Annotated in this window: 17 protein-coding genes and 6 pseudogenes; 16 read left to right on the top strand and 7 right to left on the bottom strand. The window is 70.0% G+C overall.

Going from position 1 to position 18813, the window contains the following annotated elements:
* Window positions 1-43 precede the first annotated feature (43 nt).
* From ACFV6E_RS33015 to ACFV6E_RS33035, 5 genes and pseudogenes are all read left to right on the top strand, one after another.
* Window positions 44-387 (top strand): annotated as a pseudogene (locus ACFV6E_RS33015) (NADP-dependent oxidoreductase); the annotation flags it as partial.
* Between the two features lie 213 nt (window positions 388-600).
* Complete coding sequence (locus tag ACFV6E_RS33020) at window positions 601-1845, top strand: hypothetical protein (protein WP_385466758.1); 1245 nt, start codon at window positions 601-603, stop codon at window positions 1843-1845.
* Between the two features lie 265 nt (window positions 1846-2110).
* On the top strand, window positions 2111-3289 hold the full coding sequence (locus ACFV6E_RS33025) for a Cmx/CmrA family chloramphenicol efflux MFS transporter (protein WP_385466761.1): 1179 nt from the start codon (window positions 2111-2113) through the stop codon (window positions 3287-3289).
* A pseudogene (locus ACFV6E_RS33030) lies at window positions 3286-4085 on the top strand (helix-turn-helix domain-containing protein); the annotation flags it as partial. The gene ACFV6E_RS33025 and the pseudogene ACFV6E_RS33030, both read left to right, overlap by 4 nt.
* 275 nt (window positions 4086-4360) lie before the next feature.
* Window positions 4361-4831 carry a GNAT family N-acetyltransferase gene (locus ACFV6E_RS33035; RefSeq protein ID WP_385170101.1) on the top strand — a complete coding sequence of 157 codons (471 nt, stop codon included), beginning with the start codon at window positions 4361-4363 and terminating at the stop codon, window positions 4829-4831.
* A 3-nt stretch (window positions 4832-4834) separates the two neighbouring features.
* On the opposite strand, the pseudogene ACFV6E_RS33040 reads toward ACFV6E_RS33035, so the two are convergent.
* The 3 genes and pseudogenes from ACFV6E_RS33040 to ACFV6E_RS33050 all read right to left on the bottom strand — a co-directional run.
* Window positions 4835-5194: pseudogene (locus ACFV6E_RS33040) on the bottom strand (transposase); the annotation flags it as partial.
* Between the two features lie 44 nt (window positions 5195-5238).
* Window positions 5239-5484 carry a hypothetical protein gene (locus ACFV6E_RS33045; protein WP_385466782.1) on the bottom strand — a complete coding sequence of 82 codons (246 nt, stop codon included), beginning with the start codon at window positions 5482-5484 and terminating at the stop codon, window positions 5239-5241.
* 202 nt (window positions 5485-5686) lie between these two features.
* Window positions 5687-5893 (bottom strand): annotated as a pseudogene (locus tag ACFV6E_RS33050) (transposase); the annotation flags it as partial.
* Between the two features lie 344 nt (window positions 5894-6237).
* Here ACFV6E_RS33050 and ACFV6E_RS33055 point away from each other — a divergent pair.
* Complete coding sequence (locus tag ACFV6E_RS33055; protein WP_385170099.1) at window positions 6238-6405, top strand: hypothetical protein; 168 nt, start codon at window positions 6238-6240, stop codon at window positions 6403-6405.
* A gap of 194 nt (window positions 6406-6599) precedes the next feature.
* On the opposite strand, the gene ACFV6E_RS33060 is transcribed toward ACFV6E_RS33055, so the two are convergent.
* A complete protein-coding gene (locus ACFV6E_RS33060) occupies window positions 6600-8474 on the bottom strand; it encodes a hypothetical protein (protein ID WP_385466764.1) in 1875 nt (624 codons plus the stop codon).
* 294 nt (window positions 8475-8768) lie between these two features.
* On the opposite strand from ACFV6E_RS33060, the pseudogene ACFV6E_RS33065 reads away from it, so the two are divergent.
* Window positions 8769-9110 (top strand): annotated as a pseudogene (locus tag ACFV6E_RS33065) (helix-turn-helix transcriptional regulator); the annotation flags it as partial.
* A 670-nt stretch (window positions 9111-9780) separates the two neighbouring features.
* Here ACFV6E_RS33065 and ACFV6E_RS33070 read toward each other — a convergent pair.
* Together ACFV6E_RS33070 and ACFV6E_RS33075 are read right to left on the bottom strand one after the other, a co-directional pair.
* On the bottom strand, window positions 9781-10416 hold the full coding sequence (locus tag ACFV6E_RS33070; protein WP_385466776.1) for a hypothetical protein: 636 nt from the start codon (window positions 10414-10416) through the stop codon (window positions 9781-9783).
* A gap of 400 nt (window positions 10417-10816) precedes the next feature.
* Window positions 10817-10924, bottom strand: a pseudogene (locus ACFV6E_RS33075) (hypothetical protein); the annotation flags it as partial.
* A gap of 89 nt (window positions 10925-11013) precedes the next feature.
* Here ACFV6E_RS33075 and ACFV6E_RS33080 point away from each other — a divergent pair.
* From ACFV6E_RS33080 to ACFV6E_RS33105, 6 genes are all read left to right on the top strand, one after another.
* Window positions 11014-11163 carry a helix-turn-helix domain-containing protein gene (locus tag ACFV6E_RS33080; protein WP_385466779.1) on the top strand — a complete coding sequence of 50 codons (150 nt, stop codon included), beginning with the start codon at window positions 11014-11016 and terminating at the stop codon, window positions 11161-11163.
* 138 nt (window positions 11164-11301) lie between these two features.
* The gene (locus ACFV6E_RS33085) at window positions 11302-11799 is read left to right on the top strand and encodes a VOC family protein (protein WP_385466767.1); all 498 of its coding nucleotides are present in this window, start codon (window positions 11302-11304) and stop codon (window positions 11797-11799) included.
* Window positions 11800-12331: 532 nt separating this feature from the next.
* Window positions 12332-12472, top strand: a complete 141-nt coding sequence (locus ACFV6E_RS33090; RefSeq protein WP_385170087.1) for a lasso RiPP family leader peptide-containing protein — start codon at window positions 12332-12334, stop codon at window positions 12470-12472.
* A 146-nt stretch (window positions 12473-12618) separates the two neighbouring features.
* On the top strand, window positions 12619-14526 hold the full coding sequence (locus ACFV6E_RS33095) for an asparagine synthase-related protein (RefSeq protein ID WP_385170084.1): 1908 nt from the start codon (window positions 12619-12621) through the stop codon (window positions 14524-14526).
* Complete coding sequence (locus ACFV6E_RS33100) at window positions 14523-14780, top strand: lasso peptide biosynthesis PqqD family chaperone (protein ID WP_385170081.1); 258 nt, start codon at window positions 14523-14525, stop codon at window positions 14778-14780. The genes ACFV6E_RS33095 and ACFV6E_RS33100 overlap by 4 nt, the downstream gene beginning before the upstream one ends.
* Complete coding sequence (locus ACFV6E_RS33105) at window positions 14777-15196, top strand: lasso peptide biosynthesis B2 protein (protein WP_385466770.1); 420 nt, start codon at window positions 14777-14779, stop codon at window positions 15194-15196. The genes ACFV6E_RS33100 and ACFV6E_RS33105 overlap by 4 nt, the downstream gene beginning before the upstream one ends.
* A gap of 226 nt (window positions 15197-15422) precedes the next feature.
* On the opposite strand, the gene ACFV6E_RS33110 is transcribed toward ACFV6E_RS33105, so the two are convergent.
* On the bottom strand, window positions 15423-15995 hold the full coding sequence (locus ACFV6E_RS33110) for a TetR/AcrR family transcriptional regulator (protein WP_385170076.1): 573 nt from the start codon (window positions 15993-15995) through the stop codon (window positions 15423-15425).
* A 95-nt stretch (window positions 15996-16090) separates the two neighbouring features.
* Between ACFV6E_RS33110 and ACFV6E_RS33115 the strand changes: the two genes are divergently transcribed.
* From ACFV6E_RS33115 to ACFV6E_RS33125, 3 genes are all read left to right on the top strand, one after another.
* Window positions 16091-16984 carry an alpha/beta fold hydrolase gene (locus ACFV6E_RS33115; RefSeq protein ID WP_385170074.1) on the top strand — a complete coding sequence of 298 codons (894 nt, stop codon included), beginning with the start codon at window positions 16091-16093 and terminating at the stop codon, window positions 16982-16984.
* A gap of 13 nt (window positions 16985-16997) precedes the next feature.
* Window positions 16998-17873 (top strand): alpha/beta hydrolase family esterase, encoded by an 876-nt coding sequence (locus tag ACFV6E_RS33120; protein ID WP_385466773.1) that lies wholly within the window; start codon window positions 16998-17000, stop codon window positions 17871-17873.
* A 154-nt stretch (window positions 17874-18027) separates the two neighbouring features.
* Entirely contained in the window at window positions 18028-18408 is a 381-nt protein-coding gene (locus tag ACFV6E_RS33125; protein ID WP_385177860.1) for a transposase, read from the top strand.
* Window positions 18409-18813 lie beyond the last annotated feature (405 nt).

Below are 18813 nucleotides of genomic sequence, written 5' to 3' on the forward strand. Positions count from 1 at the left end.
TACGCCGATTCCGTTCCGGCTCCCGGACGATGGCGCTGCGCGCGGCGACGGCTGGGTGGAGCGGGTGCTGCGGCTCGGGCGGGCCGACGCGCCCCTCGGCCTGCCCGCTTCGCTCGTGCTCCGGGAACCGGTGGAGCGAACGGGTGGAACTGACCGGCAACCCGGGGAAAGTCGTACACCCTCGCCGACCTGGGCGCGGCGGACTCCGGGGGGCGGCTCTCCGGCGTGGGCGGGAGCGTGCCCTACGCGCTCGCCGAGGCCGCAGGGCTGATCTTTCGGGGACGGCTGCACATCCCGGTCGAGGAGCCGTACACCCTTCCCGGGGCCGCTCAGGCGCACGCCGGCAGCCAGGCGGGCCATACCTGCGGACGCCGCGTGAGGGTCGTCACCTGCGGACGCCGCGTGAGGGTCGTCCGAACGGGCACCCGACGGGCACCGGTGCGGCGCAAACACGGCATAACGCACGGTACTTGACACCGAACACACGAATGCCACCCACGACCCCCGCCGCCCCACTACTGTCCGGATCACCCGGCACACGTGTCACCCGGCACTCGTGCCGCGCCCACCATGCTCCCGGAACCTCAGGAGGGGACAGACATGAAGGACCTCGGGGAATCGAACGGCGGTCACCAGGCCGAGCGGCGGGGGCTCAGCCGCCGCGGGCTCTTCGGACTCGCCGGCGGTTCGGCCCTGGCGCTGGGCGGGCTCGCCCTGACGGCGAACGCCGCCACGCAGGGGCAGGACGAGGCCGCAGCCGACACCACGCTCGCCGCCGACCCGAAGGGCATGCTGGGCGCCAACTTCAACGAAGAGCCCAGCGGCATGACCAACACGGTCCTCGACACCCTGGGCACGAAGTGGGTGCGCGGCTTCGTCGCAATGCCGAAGCTGGACTCCGTGGCGGCGGCCCAGCAGCCGGCGATCCAGTCGCTGCTGGCGTTCTCCGCGGCCGGCTACCGCACCGTGCTGTCGCTGAAGTTCCCCTTCGCGGACAAGCAGATCCCGCAGCCCGGCAGCACTGCCATGGACGTGGAGCTGGCCCGTGTCGACAAGGTGCTCGCGGCGGTGCTGGGCAAGGTCGACATCCTGGTCATCGGCAACGAGCCGTTCATCGAGACGCGCCAGCAGGACCGTGCCGCCCTGCTGAACCCGTTCTATCAGGCGGTCGCCGCCCATGTGATCGCCAAACGCGCGAGCAGCTGCGGGAGCGGCTGTCGTACGACCCTGTACATGGGCGCCCTCAACCGTCTGGAGGACGCCGCCTGGCGCACCGCAGCCACCGACGTCTGGCTGGCCTATGTGAAGGCGACGCCCGAGATCGCCGGTGTGGACATCCACCCGCATGTCGCCGCCATCGAGCACACGGCGATCTACACGGACTACGTGATGACACGGATGCGCGCCGAACAGCGCTTCCTGGCCACGGAGTTCTCCCTGGTGCACTGGTGGAAGGAGCACTGGAGCGACCAGGTGCCCGCCGTCTACGCCAGCCGCTACGGCATACCGGCCGGCACCCTCGTGTGGCAGGAGGTCCGCGACGCCGCGGCCGCCCCGGTCACCCAGCAGCGCTGGAGCGACCTGCTGATGAACAGCTCCTGGTTCTCCACCCGGCAGAACTACCTCACCAACCAGGTGCGCCAGCTCCGCGCGACGGGCCGGCTGGCGGTCGCCACCTACGGCACCCTCCAGCAGCCCGCCATGGTCAAGGACATCACCGCGGACAAGATGCCCTGGCTGCTCAACAGCCTCTACACCAACCTGGTGGCCCAGCCCTCAGCCGGCGGCGCCAAGGCCCACCACCCGACGTTCTTCGACGAGTTCAAGGCGTTGCAGAGCGCCTAGGTGTCGCGGGACAGGACATTGGTGACGCAGGCGATGCCCGTGAAAGCAAGATGCTCTGGCGGGCATCGGTCGGGTAGCGTGCGGGACATGTCGAGTCCTGAGTCAGACAAGGTGGGGGCTTTCGGTCACGCCGTCAGCCCCCTGCACCACTGAGCTCATAGCCCAGTCGTCGCGTCGCTTTCTGCGGTGGGACGAGTGTGCGCCCCGGGCTGGCCGCGGTGACGAGATGACCTTCTCGTGCCTCTCCTCACCTCGGAGCCACTCGATGACTCTCCCGCTGTACCTGCTTGCCCTGGCGGTCTTCGCCATGGGCACCTCGGAGTTCATGCTCGCCGGCCTCTTGCCGGACATCGCCTCGGATCTCGACGTCACCGTCGGGACAGCAGGCGTGCTCACCTCGGGCTTCGCGATCGGCATGATCGTCGGGGCCCCGCTGGCGGCCGCGCTTGCCCGCAACTGGCCCAGGCGCCCGGTCCTTCTCGCGTTCGTCCTCGTGTTCGCGGCAGCCCACGCCGTGGGCGCCGTCACCACGAACTTTCCCATCCTGTTCGCCACTCGAGTCGTCGCCGCGCTCGCCAACGCGGGGTTCCTCGCCGTCGCTCTGACGGCTGCGGCTGGGCTGGTCTCACCTGACAGAAAGGGACGCGCGCTGGCCGTGCTGCTGTCCGGCACGACAGTGGCCACGATCGTCGGCGTCCCTGGTGGGGCGGTGCTCGGCACGACGCTCGGCTGGCGGGCCACCTTCTGGGCCGTCGCCGCTCTCTGCCTGCCTGCCGCTCTCGGCATCTTGAAAGGCATCTCCGCAGGACGTGACGGGAATGAGGCCGCTGACCGACCGGCGTTGCGAGCGGAGCTCGCCCAGCTTGCCCTGCCGCGGCTGGTTCTGGTGATGCTGCTCGGCGCGCTGGTGAACGCGGCCACCTTTGGCAGCCTCACCTTCCTCGCCCCCGTGGTGACCGACAGCGCCGGACCGGGAGAAATATGGGTCTCCGTCGCTTTGGTGCTCTTCGGTGCCGGTTCCTTCGTGGGCGTCACCGTCGCCGGACGGCTGTCCGACCGAAGTCCCGGTCCGGTCATCGCGGTCGCCGGTCCGTTGCTGCTCATCGGCTGGCCGGCTCTGGCGGTGCTGGCCGACGAGCCGGCCGCCCTGTTCAGCCTCGTGTTCGTGCAGGGCGCGTTGTCGTTCGCGCTGGGCAGCGCACTGATCACGCGGGTCCTCTACGAAGCCGCGGGAGCCCCCACGATGGCCGGCTCGTATGCGACGGCGGCGCTCAACGTGGGCGCCGCCGTAGGCCCCGTCATCGCTGCGGCCACGCTCAGCACCGGAGCCGGGGTCCTCGGGCCGCTCTGGGCGAGTGGACTTCTGGTCGCGGTTGCGCTGCTCATCGCGTTCCCCCTCCTCACCGTCATCACGTCCGGCCGCAGCACCGGGGTGCTGCGGTGACTCATCCGAACGCTCCCTCGGATTTCGAGGGACGCCGGCGGCTCGTGGAGCGCTGCCGCACCCGTCCGATCGCGCACGTCGCCGCCGAGGCCGGTGTCTCCCGCGCCTGCCTGTCCAAGTGGAAGAACCGCTACGACACACACGGCGAGGGAGTTGCGGAACCGTCCGAGCGTCCCGCGGTCTTCACCGACCCAGATCCCGCCTGCTGTCGCCGAACGGATCGAGCGGCTGCGGCGGAACAACAAGTGGTCCGCCCGCCGAATCACCCTCGAACTCGCGAACCAAGGCGTGCGGATCAACGAGCGCACCGTGAGCCGGTGGCTGGCGCGCCTGGGCGTCAACCAGCGCCGCTTCCTCGATCCCGACGGCTCGACCAACAGGAGTCCGAAGCGGATCGTGGCCCGCTACCGGGGCCACATGGTCCACCTGGACGTCGAGAAGGTCGGGCGCATCCCCGACGGCGGCGGGTGGCGGGCCCACGGACGCGGCTCCGAGCAGGCCAGGGCCGCACAGCGCGCAAAGACCGGTGGCACCGAGGGCGGGTACGTCCACGTGGGCTTCCCGCCACCGGCGGATCAAGCCCTACACGCCCCGGCACAACGGCAAGGTCGAGCGCTACCCGCGCATCCCCGCCGAAGAACTCCGCTACGCCAGACAGTGGCCCTCCGAAACAGAACGGGCTCGGGCGATCGCGGTCTGGAACGTCCACTACAACTACCACCGGCCTCACACCGCCGCCGGTGACAGTCCCCCAGCCTCACGCCTCCACGCGAGCATCATCAACGTCATGGCCAGCAACACCTGGGCCAAAGCCGTGATGCCGTTGATGATCTTGGCTGCCTCAACCGGTAGACAGGCATGGGGACAGCCGGCAAGCCGTGGGTCTGCTCGCCTTACAGACCCGCCCGGTTCAGCGGAGGCGTCGCAGCCCCGTACTCGAACAGCCCGCTGGAGCGACAACCGCTCCGTGTGGGCTGCTGAGAACGAATTAGGTTCACGGGTTTCGCCCAGGTCCGACCGTCGCGGAAAGTCGGTTGCGGCCATGCTGTGTGTCTGCGAGCATGCGGCGCTGTGGAGATCAACAATTTCGCCGTCCGACGTGCGGTCGACTCCGACGCCGCGGCGGTGGCCGAGGTGTGGCTGTGTTCCTTCATGGCGGCGCTTCCGAGCGTGCGACGAGCTTATACGGACGACCAGGTTCGGTCCTGGATCCGAGAGGTGGTCGTGCCCGGCCTGGAGACCTGGGTGGCGACGGTCGACCGGTCAGTGATCGGGATGATGGTGCTGGACGGCGAGGACCTGGATCAGCTCTACCTCGATCCAGCCTGGCAGGGCCGGGGTATTGGCGGTCGTCTCGTGGAGGTGGCGAAGCAGCGCCGACCGGCAGGTCTGGCGCTGTGGACATTCCAGGTCAACGGGCCGGCACGCCGTTTCTATGAGCGGCACGGTTTCGTCGCCGCCGAGCGCACCGACGGTCACCGCAACGAGGAACGGGAGCCGGACATTCGATACCGGTGGTGGCCTGAGAAGCAGGAGTCCTGAAGCTCAGGCCGCCTGGGTGAGTGGTCGCCCACCCCAGCGGATGCCCTTCTCACTGCGGACGCGGGCGCGCTCACGTCGCTGGGCGGCCAGCACGTCGGGGTGGCGGGCATTCTGGTTGCGCCAGCGCAGGTAACGGTGCGACTCTCCTGTCGGGCCGGTGCGGTTGGGGTGGTGGGAGTCGGCGAAGGTGAACTGCCGCAGCGGTCCGAAGTGCGCCTCGATCGGGTTCGCCCAGGACGCGTTCGTCGGAGTGAAGCGCAGCTCGACTTCGTTCCTGGCCGTCCAGCGCAGGATGCGCACGTTCTTGTGGGCGGACAGGTCGTCCAGGATCACGTAGATCGGGGCGCCGTCCGGGCGGGCCGCGCCCTCGCCGACCGTCGAGCCTGCGCCTGCGCAGACTGGGGCGGTCAGCTGCCGGTGACGCCCGCCGTCCCCTCACAGCCCGCCGCTGCTCCTGCTCCTGCTGCTGCTGCTGCTGCTGCTGCCGACCCTGGCCCCGGGCCCGGCCGGTCGGCCGCCGCACCGCCGGAGTCGCGCGCCCTGCCGGCCGTCCCCGCGGGCGATACCGGGGATGCCTGGTTCACCCACACCACCGGTCCGGCCTCCACCCCGCCGAACTTCACCCAGCAGGCCCGCTCCATCTCGTCGCGCATGGTGCGCAGGCTGGCGAGTGCTGCGGTGCAACTCTATGCGTCCATCGGATCTTTCCTGTCCGGGTGGGCTCAAGTGGTGGTGTGGGTACGGACGTGGACGATGACCCCGCCGGAATGGGAGGCGAGCCGGCTGCCGAGCAAAGCTGGACAGACCGTGCACGTACGCTTCCATGACCACAGAGAACAGTGCCCGGTCGATCCGCCGGCGCCGCTCCATCAGCAACGGGAAGAACGACCCGGTCCGCACCTTCGGGATCCGCAGGTCCAGATCGCCGGCCTGGGTGGTCAGCAGACGGTCCCAGTGGCCATTGCGCCAGGCCATGCGCTTGTCGGAGTGCTCGCCCGGGGCGGCACCGATCACGTCGGTGGCCTCGGCCTCGATGAGCTCCTGCGATATACGCTCACGCACCCCCTGATTGCCTCAACTCCATCCGCCCGACGTAGACACCTCAAGCAGACGTATCAGCTCAGACTGGGACAGGGCCGTCGTGTGCTCCTCCGGTCGAACTGCCCGTTCACCAGGAGGCTCGCGCGATGGCCTGCCCTTGCTCAGGAAGCATGCACAGCCAACGGATGCACGCCCCGGGCAGACACCCGCGCGTTCCGGGACTCTGCCCGCCCACACCACTTCATGGGGCGCGATCGCGCCGATCGCCGCGCGCACGATGGGACCATCCCCGCAGGTGCGGGAGCTGGATGTACGCGCACAGGGTTTCGTGGAGCTGAAAAGAACATCCCCGCGGGTGCTGGGCGGTGGGCGAATTCGCCTCCCGCAAGGGCTGTACCCACGGCACCGTGCTGGTCGACATCGGAGCCGGCCGAGTCGTGGACGTGCCGCCCGACCGCGCCTCCGAAACGTTGGCAGTCTGGCTCACCGAGCATTCCGGTGCGGAGATCATCTGCCAGGGCGGCCTCACCTGACAGATGCGGCCGGCGCACTTCGCTCCCGACAGGCGGACAGCTGAAGACCCACGAAAGCATCCCGCAGCTGCGTCCCGACATCGTGGCACGGGAAGCGCCGACAGACATGCCCTCGCCACGAGCGATCCGGCGAACGTACGTGGTCACAGACTAGACAGGCGCGACCCACCCGGCGGCCGAGGTGCCGGTGACGGTCAGCGCTGGTCGATCGCGAGCCCGCGTTCCTTGAGTTCGGCCAGGACGGGGTCGCGTCGGCCGTCCAGGATCTGCCCGTTCATCTGTAGCGACTTGTTGAGCCGGCGCAGCGATTTCATGGCGAGCAGCGGGCCGAGTTCGGTGAGGGCGTCATGGCTGCCGAAGAGGAGTTCGCTGAGGTCGGGCAGGCCGGCCAGGGTGCTGATGTCCGTCAGCTCGTCCAGGGACCCCATGCGCAGCGATTGCAGGGACGTGAGGCCGGCCAGAGGCGACAGGTCGCTCCAGGGCAGGCCGGAGAGATACAGCCGGGTCAGGAAGCGTAAGGCGGGGAGGCCGGTCAGCAGCGGTATCCGGTCCACGCTCAGTGCCCGCAGGCCGGGGCACTCCTCCAGGACGTCGAGTGAGTCGAGGCCCGTGACCCTCGCGAACGTCAGGTCGGTGACCGGGGTGCCGGCCAGCCCGCCGATGTCCGTGAGCGCGCGGCAGTCCCGCACGACGACCTTGGCGAGGGCGGTCAGGCCGTCGAGGCGGCCGAGACCGGTGAGCGCGGGGAGCGCGCGCAACTCCAGCTCGCGCAGCGCCGGCAGCTCGCCCAGGTCACCAGGGGCGCTCAGGCTGCCGGTGTCGCTGACGGACAGCTCCTCCAGCGCGTCATGGGAGCCGAGGCCGGTGAGGTCCAGCAGCCCGGGACACCGGTCGAGGCCGAGTCCGCGGAGGCCGGGAAGGGGTGCGAACGGGGAGAGGTCCCGGATCAGGTCAAGCCCGACCAGCTGGAGTCGGCGCAGAGCGGTGAGTCCGGCCAGGTCTGCGAAGTCCGCCAGCACGGGACAGTTCTCGAAGGTGATCTTCTCCAGGGCGGGCAGCGGCCCGATCCCCGCGACGGAGGCGAAGCGCTCGCCGTCCACGACCCGCAGCTCGGTCAGGTGCGTCAGCGCGGAGACTCCGCGCAGGTCGCGCAGGTCCGGACAGCCCTTGATTGCCAGCGTCGTCAGGCGGGGGTGGTGGCCGAAGCCGCGGCAGGACCGCAGCCGGGGGCAGTCCTCGATGACCAGCTCGCGGAGGTTCGGCGCCGCGGCGACGCCGGTCAGGTCGCGAAGCCGCTTGCAGCTCGCCAGACTCAGAAAGGCGAGTGCGGGGACGTTCGCCAGGCCGGTCAGGTCGCGGACGGCGGTCCAGCCGAGATCGAGGTGGGTGAGCCGGGTCAGGCCGGAGAGCTGCGCCGGTGACGCAAAGGACCGGCAGCCGCGCAGCTTCAGACGCTCCAGCTGGGGGAACGCCGCCGCGAAACCGGACACCGAGGTGACCCTGGTGATGCTCAGGTCGAGGTCGCGCAGGCGGCTGAGGGCCAGCAGCGGCCTGACGTCCGACACCGGCCGGCAGCGGTGCAGGCCGAGCCGGGTGAGCTGGCCGAGACCGCTGAGCGGAGTCAGGTCCTCGACGCCCGCGCAGCCGTTCAGATCGAGGTGCCGCAGCTCCGTGAGCGCGCCGACCTCCGCGAGGTCGGTGATCTCCTTGGAGCGCTCCACCGTCAGCGTGCGCAGCATGGTCAGGTGCCGCAGGCCCGCCAGCGAGGTCACCCGCCGCAGGGTCAACTCCGTACGGCCCGCACGGCGGAAGGCCGGCGCCAGCAGGACCGCGGCGAAGCCGTCCGGGTCGGCGGCCGTCGGCCACAGGCGCAGCAGCGTGTCGAGGGCGAGGTCCGCGACCGGCGCGTAGCGGGCCGCCAGTGTCAGCGCGGTGCCGTCGTCGACAACTGTCACCAGCTCCCGTACCGCCTTGCGGGCCTGGGCGGGTTTCGCCGTCCGCAGCGACTCGGGATCGCAATAGGCCACGGTGACATCGGCCGACTCGCCGCCTTCGGTGATCGAGGTCATGCCCATGACCCTAGTGCTGCGACCAGACACGTTCACCGGGTGGTCGGGCAACGTTGTGGTCGTTGACCACCCCCGGGGACCATCGCGACGCAGGTCGGGGCACGGGCGCCCGGGCCCTCTCGTGAACGGGGCCGGGCGCCCCGGGACCGGCGGCCCCGGTGGCTGAACGCGCTGACCGCGCGAGGCAGTTACCCGCCGGGCAGTTGGCGCGACCCTGCCGTCCGTGCCGAATTCGCCCGCGCTGTCCGCTGAGTGCGGTCCGTGCCGCGTGCGCAGCCGCTCAGGACATCTCGTGTGAGGCCCGGTGGGGCGAAGACGTCGCCCTCCCCCACCGGATGGACGTTCCTCACCCATCACGCACGCGTGCCGGCCGCCATCGCCGACGACCCGCACGCCCGGATCCGCGACCTCGCCGCGCACTGCCGGCTCACCGAACGCGCCGTCCACAACATCATCACCGACCTGGAGCAGGAGGGTTACCTCTCCCGCACCCGCGAAGGACGCAGCAACATCTACCAGCTCGCCCCCGACAGGGTGCTGCGCCACCCGGCCGAATCCGTCCTGCCCGTGGCCCGCCTGCTCGCCCTCCTCGCCGCAAGCGAAGCCGACCACACCACCCACCCCGACCCCAGCCGCACCCCCAGCAGACCCTGGACGACCAGGACCCGCACGGTGACACGATGCTTCTGGCTCTCGCAGGTCACCGCGCTTGCCCGGCCCACCGGCGGAAGCTCCCGCACGCCTCCCGGACTGCGGCTCAAGGAGGCGGCCGGCCGAACAGCCGTCTGCGCGGCCCGATTTGCCGACCGCACCACGAGCAGCCGCGGACCGTGACCTGACGCGAGTACGGGCGATGGACACGGCAGCGCGTTACTGCATCCGACCCTCGCGGATACGCGTGACGGCCCCGCACCGGCGCGCCAGCGTCGGACGGGGCGGCCTTGCACATTTACCCGCGGCAGCAGGCATGCACGGGTCGTACGCCAGGTACGCAGTTCTACGCCAGGTACGCAGTTCGCGGAAAGCCTCGCACGCTCGACTCGCCGCCCGTCCGGTACCACTTGCGGGTGCGGCCCCTCGCCGGGAGCACCAGGCGCCGTGGCCCACGGAGACTGCCCACCGGCAACGAGGCGGAGCGTGCGTTCCTCGCTGCGCACCTCACTCCTGCGCGCCTCACCCCTCAGCAGGCCGGCACCGTGTGACTGGTGGTCTCAGGTTGAGGTTCGCGGGCGGGGAAGGTACGTGGCGCAGTCGTGGCTCCGGTCGGCGTACGGGCGCCGCCAGTCAAGAGAATTCACCGGCCGGCTCAGGGATTGGAGCCGACCAGGGTTGGAGCCGTGGTGGTCCCGGAAATTCTGATGATGTAGTTCCCGCGGAAGGTGGGGAGAGTAGCGGTGGTGACGGTCGTCCCGCAGCCGCTGGTGACACTGGTCACTGCGAGTTCGCCGGGCACACTGTTGACGGACAGTACGCCGGTGGAATTGCGGTAGGTGGCAGACGCCTTCCCCGCCGTCGTGAAGACGCAGGAGATTCCCTCCGATATGCGCAGGTACACGTCTGCGAGGTAGCCGGAGGCGACTCCTGTGGCCGGGTTGTAGTCCACCGCGACAAAGTGCCACGGAGCGCTGGGAACGAAGGTTGCGATGCCCAGGGCAGTCTGGCACGGCGACACGCTGGTGCCGAAGGACAGTCCGTTGAACGTCGCCACTGTCGCCGGGTTTCCGACGGCGCTGTACATCGAGCCCTGCATGGTGGATTGCGTACAGACCAGCGGGGTTCCGGCGGTCAACGTCGTGTAACCGCTGACCACCGCGGAGATGTTGGCCGGGTTGGGGGTCGCTGTCCAGGTCGTCGAAGGATTGGCCGACGCCGGCACGACGGCCAAGGCGAAGGCGGCGCACATCGCGCCGGTCGTGAGCACGAGTCTGTGCAGGAGTCTCATCACGATGTCAGCTCTCTCCTTCTCACCCGCGGAACGGCCATGGACTCAGGCCCGGCACCGACGCTACGAGTGCGCGATTCGCCAGGACAATACCGAGGGGTGTAGCTCTCCGACGTTCCCCGTTCCAGGTGAGCAAACGCGGACTCCGCATTGTCAACGAGTGACAGTCGCCGCCCATGCCGCCGGCACCGCATCATCGTCCCCGACCCTGCCGGGCTGTCCGCAGCGACACCGAGCGGGGAGGGCCCGCGGTTTCTGCTGGAAAGCTTCATCCGCCGAGTTCGCGCGGGCATGTGGTATGTGGTGGCTGTCCCGGTAGGTGTGTTGAGCGTTCGCTTGGGGTGAGGTCGCGTCCGATGGCTCGGCAGATGTCGCAGATGGCTGTGGCGGGGGGAAAGACGACGTTCCACAGGCGTACGGTTCCGTCGCCGCCGGCGGTGGCGAGGGTGTGTCCGTCCGGGCTGAACGTCGCCGAGAACACGGTGTCGGTGTGCCCGGTGAGTGTGGACGCGTCGGGCGGCCTCGGCCCAGGCGCTGGCCCTGCGGGCGCGGATCGTGCCGGCGTGTGAGGGACCTGAGGTGCCGCCGATCGTCGCGGTGGCCCGCCAGTTGCGGGTCACCGCGGACACCGTCCGCAAGTGGCGGCGGCGTTTCCTCGCTGAGCGGCTGGAGGGGCCGGCCGACCAGACGAATGAGCCCTATGTCTGGCGGGCTCGTCCCGCGGGTCCCTACCGGCCGCCTCGTTGATGGCTTCCCGGTCCCGCAGCGGAGGCGTGGCCAGGCGGGACGGCCTGCGAAGTGGCATTCAGGACCGGGACTGACCTAGATGGGAGTTAGCGTCATCTCCGCGTTGAGGCACTCGCACGCACCCCAGGAGGCAGTCAGATGTCCGTCAAGCCGGTTCCCCAGGGCTACAGCACCGTGACGCCATGGATCATCTCGCGCGACACGGTGCAGCTCATCGACTACATGAAAAGGGCCTTCGGCGCGGAGGAGCTCGCGTGCCTTGCGGGCAAGGACGGGGCCATTGAGCATGCGGAGGTACGGATCGGCGACTCAGTGGTGATGATGTTCGACGCGCGGCCGGAGTGGCCGCCGACCCCTGGCTTCCTCCGCCTTTACGTCGAGGACGCCGACGCCGTGCACCAACAGGCCGTTGCGGCCGGCGGTACCTCGGTCACCGAGGTCACCCACCTGTTCTTCGGAGACCGGGTCGGGCGGGTACGCGATCCGCTGGGCAACCTGTACTGGATCCAGACCCGTGTGGAGGATCTGAGCCCGCAGGAAATGGAACGCCGCCTCGGCGACCCGGAGTTCACCAAGGCCATGGAGTACGTCCAGAGCGCCGACTTCTTCCCCGCCCGGGAATCCAACCTCGGCTGACGTTCAGGAGCGAGAAGAGGATGGCCAAGATCGTTGTGTGGCGAACGAGAGCTTGGACACCTTGCTGACCGCGCTGTATGTGAAGATCGATGACGAGCAGCGGACCGACCGGTGGATGGGCAGGCCGCCACGGCTGACGGACTCTGAACTCATCTGCCTGGCGGTCGCACAGGCCCTGCTCGGCTTCACCTCCGCAGCCCGATCCCTGGCAGCTTCATTCCCAGCGGCAGCTCGACGCCGATCCCCGGTACCCGCGCCATGTTCTCAGCCTGCTCAGCCCACAGCCACAGCGGGACTTCCCCCCTCCTGCTCCGACCACCTCGGGGAACCGCGGCCCGGGGGCACACGCGCCCTGACCGCCAGATCCACCTGGTCTGCCAAATCCGCCTCGTTCACTCGTCTGCCTCTCCTGCCGAGGAGATTACGGGAGATCTTGGTGCGATATAGGCAGATTCGTGCCTTACTGCTCGATGGAGAGGCGGTTTCGTCTGCCGTCTCGGTACACGCCGATCCGTGAGGGAGGTGATCAACGATGAACGAGACACTGACCGTCGAGACGGACGATGTCTACGAGCCTCCGCTGCTCGTCGAAGCCGGTGACTACGCCCAGCTCACCCAAGGCCTGCAAGGAGAGGCCCCCGAGGGCGTCATCGACGTGCATTCCGGGGAGTGAGAACCGCTCTTCTGATCGGCACACCACCGGGTGCCGGCTGTCCGCCCCTGCGAGCAGGGGAGCACCGGCACCCGGCCATGTCCGTCGGCTCGCGTCCGGCACGGTTGCCGGCACGAGCGCCCGTTCCCATCGCACCGGAGAGGCTCGTGGGCGCTGTGGCTGTCTGTTGGTTCGTCGTCCTTCCCGACCACGAGCTGGATACCGAGGTGATACGGCGGCTGCGCCGGGGCGCCGGCCCGGCTTTGCGGGTGGTGCCGCACGCTTCCGGGCGGCCGTGGCTGGCCGGCGCCTGGGAGGCTGGTGAGCTCGTGGCCGTCTCGGCCGGACACGTGCGTCTGGCGGTGGCCGGGACGTGCTCCTTGACCGCCGGTGACCTGGCCCGCAGGGCCGGGCGCATCCGCGGCCTCGCGGATGTCGAGGCGGTGCTGGCCGGTGCGGCCGGCAGCTTCCACGTCCTCGCCTCGGTCGGCGGCCACACGCACGTGCGTGGTCCGGCCTTCGGGCAGCGGGCGGTGTACACGGCGACGGCCGGGGGTGGCACGCTGTGCGCCGACCGCGCCCGGACGCTGGCCTGGCTGACCGGTGCACGCCTGGACACCGCGCAAGTGGCCGTGCGCCTGGCCGGCTTCACCGTCCCGTTCCCGCTGGCCGGGGGCGGCATGTGGCGCGGCGTCCGGCAGGTGCCGGCGGGGCGGGCGGTGCGGGTGAATGCGGCTGGCCGGGCGTCCCTCATCCGGTGGTGGCAGCCGCCCGAGGGCGGGCTGCCGCTGGCCGAAGCCGCGCCCGCCGTGCGGCTGGCCCTACGGAAGGCGGTGGGGGTACGGGTGCGGCCGGGCGAGGTGCTGGGTGCCGACCTCTCCGGCGGCATGGACTCCACCTCGCTGTGCTTCCTGGCGGCAGAGGCCGGCGCCCGCCTGGTCACCGCCACCTTCCACTGGAAGGCGCCCGGTAACCAGGACCACGTCTACGCCGCCCGGGCCGCCGGACACCTGCCGCTCCTTGACCACCTGGTGTATTCCGGTGCCGGCCTGCCTGCTCACTACGCCGGGTTGGATGACCGTCGTGAACCCGGCGACGGGCCGTTTCCCGTGCGCGACCGGGCCCGGCAGCATCACCTCGCCGGGCAGATGCTGGCCCGCGGCGCCGTGTGCCGGCTGACCGGGCACGGCGGCGATCACGCGCTCCTGCCGCCGGACGCCTACGTGCACGCACTGCTGCGCCGCTCGCCCCTGACCGCCCTGCGGCACGCCGCCGGCCTGCGATCCCGGCGCCGCTGGCCCCTGGCCGCGAACGTGGCAATGGTGCTCGACGGCCGCTCCTACCCGTCCTGGCTGAACCGTCTCGCCGCGCCCCGGCGACTGCGCCCGGACCCGGCCGACCCCCGAAGATCCCTGACCACGGGGTGGGGCAGACCCTGTGTGCTGCCGCCGTGGGCGAGCGAGTACGCCGTCGGCCTGGTCGGCGAGCTGCTGCACGCCGCCGCTCGCGACGCCGAACCGCTGGCCGCCGAACGAGGCCGGCACGCCTGGATCCACCAGGCCCAGGAGGCCGGACGCATCGCCGCCCACCTGATGGACGAAACCTCCGCTGCCGGGCTGCCCGCCCACAGCCCGTTCTGCGACGACACCGTCATCGACGCCTGCCTGACGGTCCGCCCGCACGACGCCACCAGCCCCTGGTCCTACAAACCGCTGCTGGCCGCCGCGATGGAAGGCCTGGTGCCCGCCCCCCTCCTGCACCGCACCACCAAGGACCACTGCTCAGCCGAATGCCACGAGGGACTGCGCCTGCACCGGCCCACCCTGGCCGCCTGGGCCGCCGACTCCCGCCTGGCGGCAGCCGGGATCGCCGACGTAGACCTGCTGCGCCACGCCCTGCTCTCTCCCGGCCTGCTGCGCGGCGGCGTACCCCAACTGGAGGCCACACTCGGAGCCGAGGCATGGCTGCGCGACCTGGAGACCCACCCGGTGCCCGCCTGGCTGGACCGGCCCGCACCCCATCCCCACGACAACGCTCTCGCACAGCCGCCCGACACGACAGGAGCATCCCGGTGAGCCGACTGCGCGCCGATGTCACCGCCTGCCCGACGGAGGAGGGCATGGTGCTGCTCGACGAGCGCCGCGGGCGCTACTGGCAGCTCAACTCCACCGGCGCCCTCATCGTCCAGACCCTGCTGGACGGCGCCACCCCCGGCCAGGCCGCCGACCGCCTCGCCGACGCCTGTCCCGTCACCGCGGAGCGGGCCGCCGCCGACGTCGCCGCCCTGGTCGACCGGCTCACCCGGGCCAGGCTGGTGACCCACCCGTGAGCCAGATTCTGAACACCGCCGGCACCCGGCCGCCGCTGGGCCGCCGCCTGGCCGTCCACGCCGCCGTCACCGCCGCCCGGCTCCTGGCCCGCCTGCCACCGCGCCGCATCCGCACCGCCCTGCACCTGGCCCGCCACGGCGCCGCCCCGGCCGACTACGTCCAGGCCCTGCGCGCCCGGCAGGATGTCACGGCCGCCAGCACCCTGTGCGCCGGCCGCTACTGCCTCCAGCGGTCGCTGGCCACCGCCCTGCTGTGCCGGATCGACGGCACCTGGCCCACCTGGTGCTCCGGCGTCCGCACTCCGCCGTTCACCGCCCACGCCTGGGTGGAGGCCGACGGACAGCGCGTGGGCGAACCGCAGGACACCGCCGCCTACCGAACGATGATCAGCGTGCCGCCGTACCAGGGCCCTTGAACTCCTCCGCCTGCCACCGCCTGATCCTTCCACCGGCCCGACAAGATTCCGGGCACCTGCTGTGGTGGTCCGCCTGGCACCGCCACCAGCACCACGCCCGCCTCTGCCATCACCATGGGCACGCGTACGCCGACACCCCACCGTGATCAGAAAGGTCCGCAGCACCTGTCCGCAGCTGCCGGGACCGACCCTTTGGCGTGCTGCCCCATACCGGGAGTTGTCGTGATCAGGGGCGGTGCAGGCCGGTGAGGAGCAGGTCGAGGTAGCGCAGGCCGAGCGCGGCTCGTTCGGTCGGGTCGAGGGCACTTCGGATGTTCGCGGCGTAGGCGATGCCGCACATCAGAGGGGTCATGTCCGACTCGGTGACGCCGGAATCGATGACTCCCGCCGCGTGCGCGCGTGCCAGCAGCTCAGCGAAGACTGTGGCGAGCCTTCGTTTGAGGTCGCCGGTGCGCTCCAGGGTGTCAGTGGCTGCGGCGAACACCGGAGGGACCGCCGGGTCGGTCAGCAGGACTTCGATCGCTGCGGCGAGGAAATCACGCAACGCCGTCCAGGGGTCATCCTCGGCCAATGCGTGCTCGGCTCGCCGCAGCAGCTTCTCGATGGCAGGCAGCGCGACGGTCTCCAGCAGTGCTTCCGGCGTCGGAAAGTGCCGGTAGACCGTGGCCACGCCGATGGATGCGGTCCGCGCCACGTCGTTGAGTTGCAGGAGTCTGCCGTCATCGACGTATCGCCGGGCGATCTCGATGATGCGGTGCCTGTTCTGGGCGGCGTCCTTGCGCAACGGTGGCGTGCTCATACCCACACCATAACCGGATGGGATATCCGCTTGTGTTACGTTGAAGCGGATGACTCATCCACTTACGGTTTGGGTCAGGCAACGAGGAGACACCGATGCCTTTCACAGTGGACGCCGTCCCGCACCTTCCCACCGGATTCGGCGACACCTTCACCAGCCGCACCGTTGACGTCAACGGCGTCGAACTGCACGCCGTGGTCGGCGGGACCGGCCCGGCGCTGCTGCTGCTGCCGGCGTGGCCGCAGTTCTGGTACGGCTGGCGGCTGGTGATGCCCGCTCTCGCCGAGCACTTCACGGTCGTGGCCGCCGACATGCGCGGCATGGGCGCCAGCAGCAAGCCTGCCAGCGGGTACGACGCAGTCACCCTGGCCGACGAAATGGCCGGCCTGATGACCTCCCTGGGCCACGGCAATTTCCACGTTGCGGGCTACGACATGGGGATGATGGTCGGCTACGTACTCGCCGCCCGCCATCGCGACCGGGTGGCCAAGCTCGTGCTGGCCGAAGCCGTCCTCGCCGGCTTCACCCCGATGCCCCCGCTGCTCATGCCGCCCGAGGTCAACGAGTTGGCCTGGCACTTCGTCTTCAACCGTCTGGCCGAGATCAACGAGCGCATGGTGTCCGGCCGCGAGGAAATCTACTTCGGCTACCAGTTCGCCACCAAAGCCGCATCGCCCGAGGCCATCCCCCAAGCCGCGGTCGACGTCTACGTCGATGCCCTGCGCGACCCCGCCGCCTTGCACGCGAGCTTCGAGTTCTACCGCGCGGGAGAGTCAGGAGACCAGGTGGCCGCGCTGGCCGCCGAGGGGCCGCTGGATATTCCGGTGCTGGCCATCGGGGGCGAGCACGGCATGCGTGATGGCGTCGAGCGGGCGGTGCGGCAGGTCGCCTCGAACACCAGCGGCGCCGTCGCACCAGGTGCGGCGCATTTCCTGCCCGAGGAAGCGCCCGAATGGATGGCGCACACCTTGATCGACTTCTTCGCCTGACTGAGGAAACACCATGTCCAGCCCTCTCGAAGCCACCCGCGGCAGTGTCACCGTCGCCGGGGCCACCCGCACCTTCACTCTTGTCGGCACCACAGCGCCGGGCGATGCCAAGCCACTGATTCTGGTATTCCACGGATCCGGCCAGAGCGGCGACAAACACCGCGCCTTCACCGGCGGCGTCTTCGACGCGCTCGCCGCCCGCGGTGCGCTGGTCGCCTACCTCGACGGCTTCCGCGGCAACTGGAACGACGCCCGCCGCGAAAGCCGCTTTCCGGCCCGCCGAGCCGACATCGACGACGTCGGCTTCACCCGCGCGGTCATCGCGACATTCGCCTCGGACCGGCGCATCGACCCCAACCGTGTCTACGCCGTCGGCTACTCCAACGGCGGCCAGATGGCCATCCGCCTCGCCCATGAGATTCCCGACCTGCTGGCGGGTGCGACCGTGATCGCCGCCACCATGCCCGCACCGGAGAACTTCCTCGCCGGTCAGGCACCCCGGGCGTCCTTGCCGGTCTTGTTGATCCACGGCACCAAGGACCCCATCGTCTCCTACCAGGGCGGCACCATGAACTGGGCCCTGCGCACCCTCTTCAAAGCAGGCGGCCCGACCTGGCCGGCCACCCGCACGGCTCGCTACTTCGCCGAGCGCAACGGGATCACCACCGAACCCACGACCACCCGCCTGCCGAAGAAGACCACGGCCGACCCCACCGAAGTCGAACGCACAGCGTACGAGGCAGAAGGTGTCCCCCCGGTGGTCCTTTACACCATCCACCGCGGCGGCCACACCGTCCCCGCCGCCGCCTCCTCCGCCCCGGCACTCATGGGCAAGACCAGCCACCAGATCGACACAGCAGATCTCATCACCCAGTTCTTCGACCTCTGAGTGGGTGTTCTGCGAGTCGCCGTGGCCGGTTGTCCGGATATCCGGGTCGGCGGGTTGCGGTAGACCGGTCCTGCGGTGTGCTGGAGGCGTGACCGAGCGGCAGCCGTATCCGAGTGATCTGTCGGACGGGGCGTAGGAGCTGCTCCGGTCGGCCATCACGTCCTGGAAGGGACAGCACCGCTCGGTCAGCGGTCATGAAGGCCGGTACGAGATGCGGGAGATCGTCAACGCGATCCTGTACCAGGCCCGGGTGGGCTGCCGGTGGCGCTACCTGCCGCACGACTTCCCGCCGTACACCGCGGTGTACTACTACTTCGGCAAGTGGCGCGACGACGATACCGACCAGGTGATCCACGACCTGCTGCACTGGCAGGTGCGCGAGGGACGTGGCCGGAGCGAGGATCCGTCCGCGATCGTGATGGACACCCAGACCGTGCACGCCTCGGTCAACGCGCCCAAGGAGACGACCGGGCTGGATCCGGGCAAGGAAAGCGGCAACTGGCATAAGAGGTCCTACGCCAGGCCACGCCCTTGAGCAGGACGTAAGCGATGCCCGCCAGTGCGACCCGGTCCAGCACTGGGAGCCGTCCGGGATGGCGTATGTCTTGTCGCCGCGCACCCGGTCCGGGCGGCAGCGGGGGCGGCCGGTCCGCGGCGGCGCATGCCCAGTGCCTCCAAGATCGGCAGAAGCATGGGGCTGTCGCCCCGCTGGCCCGGCAAGGTTCGCGGCCGGCGGGCGGCCAGGTCGTCGGTCAGCAGATGCACCTTCATATCGGGCGTAGCTCGTCTGGAGGGAGAGTGCTGCGGTCGGCAGTGTCAGTGCCATGGGCAATGATTCCCGCATGTGGAGCTTCCCCGTGATCGCGGACACCTGGAGACTGGGATCTGAGTGATCCCAGAGGAAGTAGCACCAGGTGGGAAGTAAGTACACGAAGCGGTA

It is taken from the genome of Streptomyces sp. NPDC059785, assembly GCF_042732375.1.
Taxonomy (GTDB): domain Bacteria; phylum Actinomycetota; class Actinomycetes; order Streptomycetales; family Streptomycetaceae; genus Streptomyces.

What these genes read in the sequence shown, in the direction of transcription:
- ACFV6E_RS33020 (WP_385466758.1), top strand. Translation starts at nt 601, where the DNA reads ATGAAGGACCTCGGGGAATCGAACGGCGGTCACCAGGCCGAGCGGCGG.
- ACFV6E_RS33025 (WP_385466761.1), top strand. Translation starts at nt 2,111, where the DNA reads ATGACTCTCCCGCTGTACCTGCTTGCCCTGGCGGTCTTCGCCATGGGC.
- ACFV6E_RS33045 (WP_385466782.1), bottom strand. Translation starts at nt 5,484, where the DNA reads ATGCGCGACGAGATGGAGCGGGCCTGCTGGGTGAAGTTCGGCGGGGTG.
- ACFV6E_RS33060 (WP_385466764.1), bottom strand. Translation starts at nt 8,474, where the DNA reads ATGACCTCGATCACCGAAGGCGGCGAGTCGGCCGATGTCACCGTGGCC.
- ACFV6E_RS33070 (WP_385466776.1), bottom strand. Translation starts at nt 10,416, where the DNA reads ATGAGACTCCTGCACAGACTCGTGCTCACGACCGGCGCGATGTGCGCC.
- ACFV6E_RS33085 (WP_385466767.1), top strand. Translation starts at nt 11,302, where the DNA reads ATGTCCGTCAAGCCGGTTCCCCAGGGCTACAGCACCGTGACGCCATGG.
- ACFV6E_RS33090 (WP_385170087.1), top strand. Translation starts at nt 12,332, where the DNA reads ATGAACGAGACACTGACCGTCGAGACGGACGATGTCTACGAGCCTCCG.
- ACFV6E_RS33110 (WP_385170076.1), bottom strand. Translation starts at nt 15,995, where the DNA reads ATGAGCACGCCACCGTTGCGCAAGGACGCCGCCCAGAACAGGCACCGC.
- ACFV6E_RS33115 (WP_385170074.1), top strand. Translation starts at nt 16,091, where the DNA reads ATGCCTTTCACAGTGGACGCCGTCCCGCACCTTCCCACCGGATTCGGC.
- ACFV6E_RS33120 (WP_385466773.1), top strand. Translation starts at nt 16,998, where the DNA reads ATGTCCAGCCCTCTCGAAGCCACCCGCGGCAGTGTCACCGTCGCCGGG.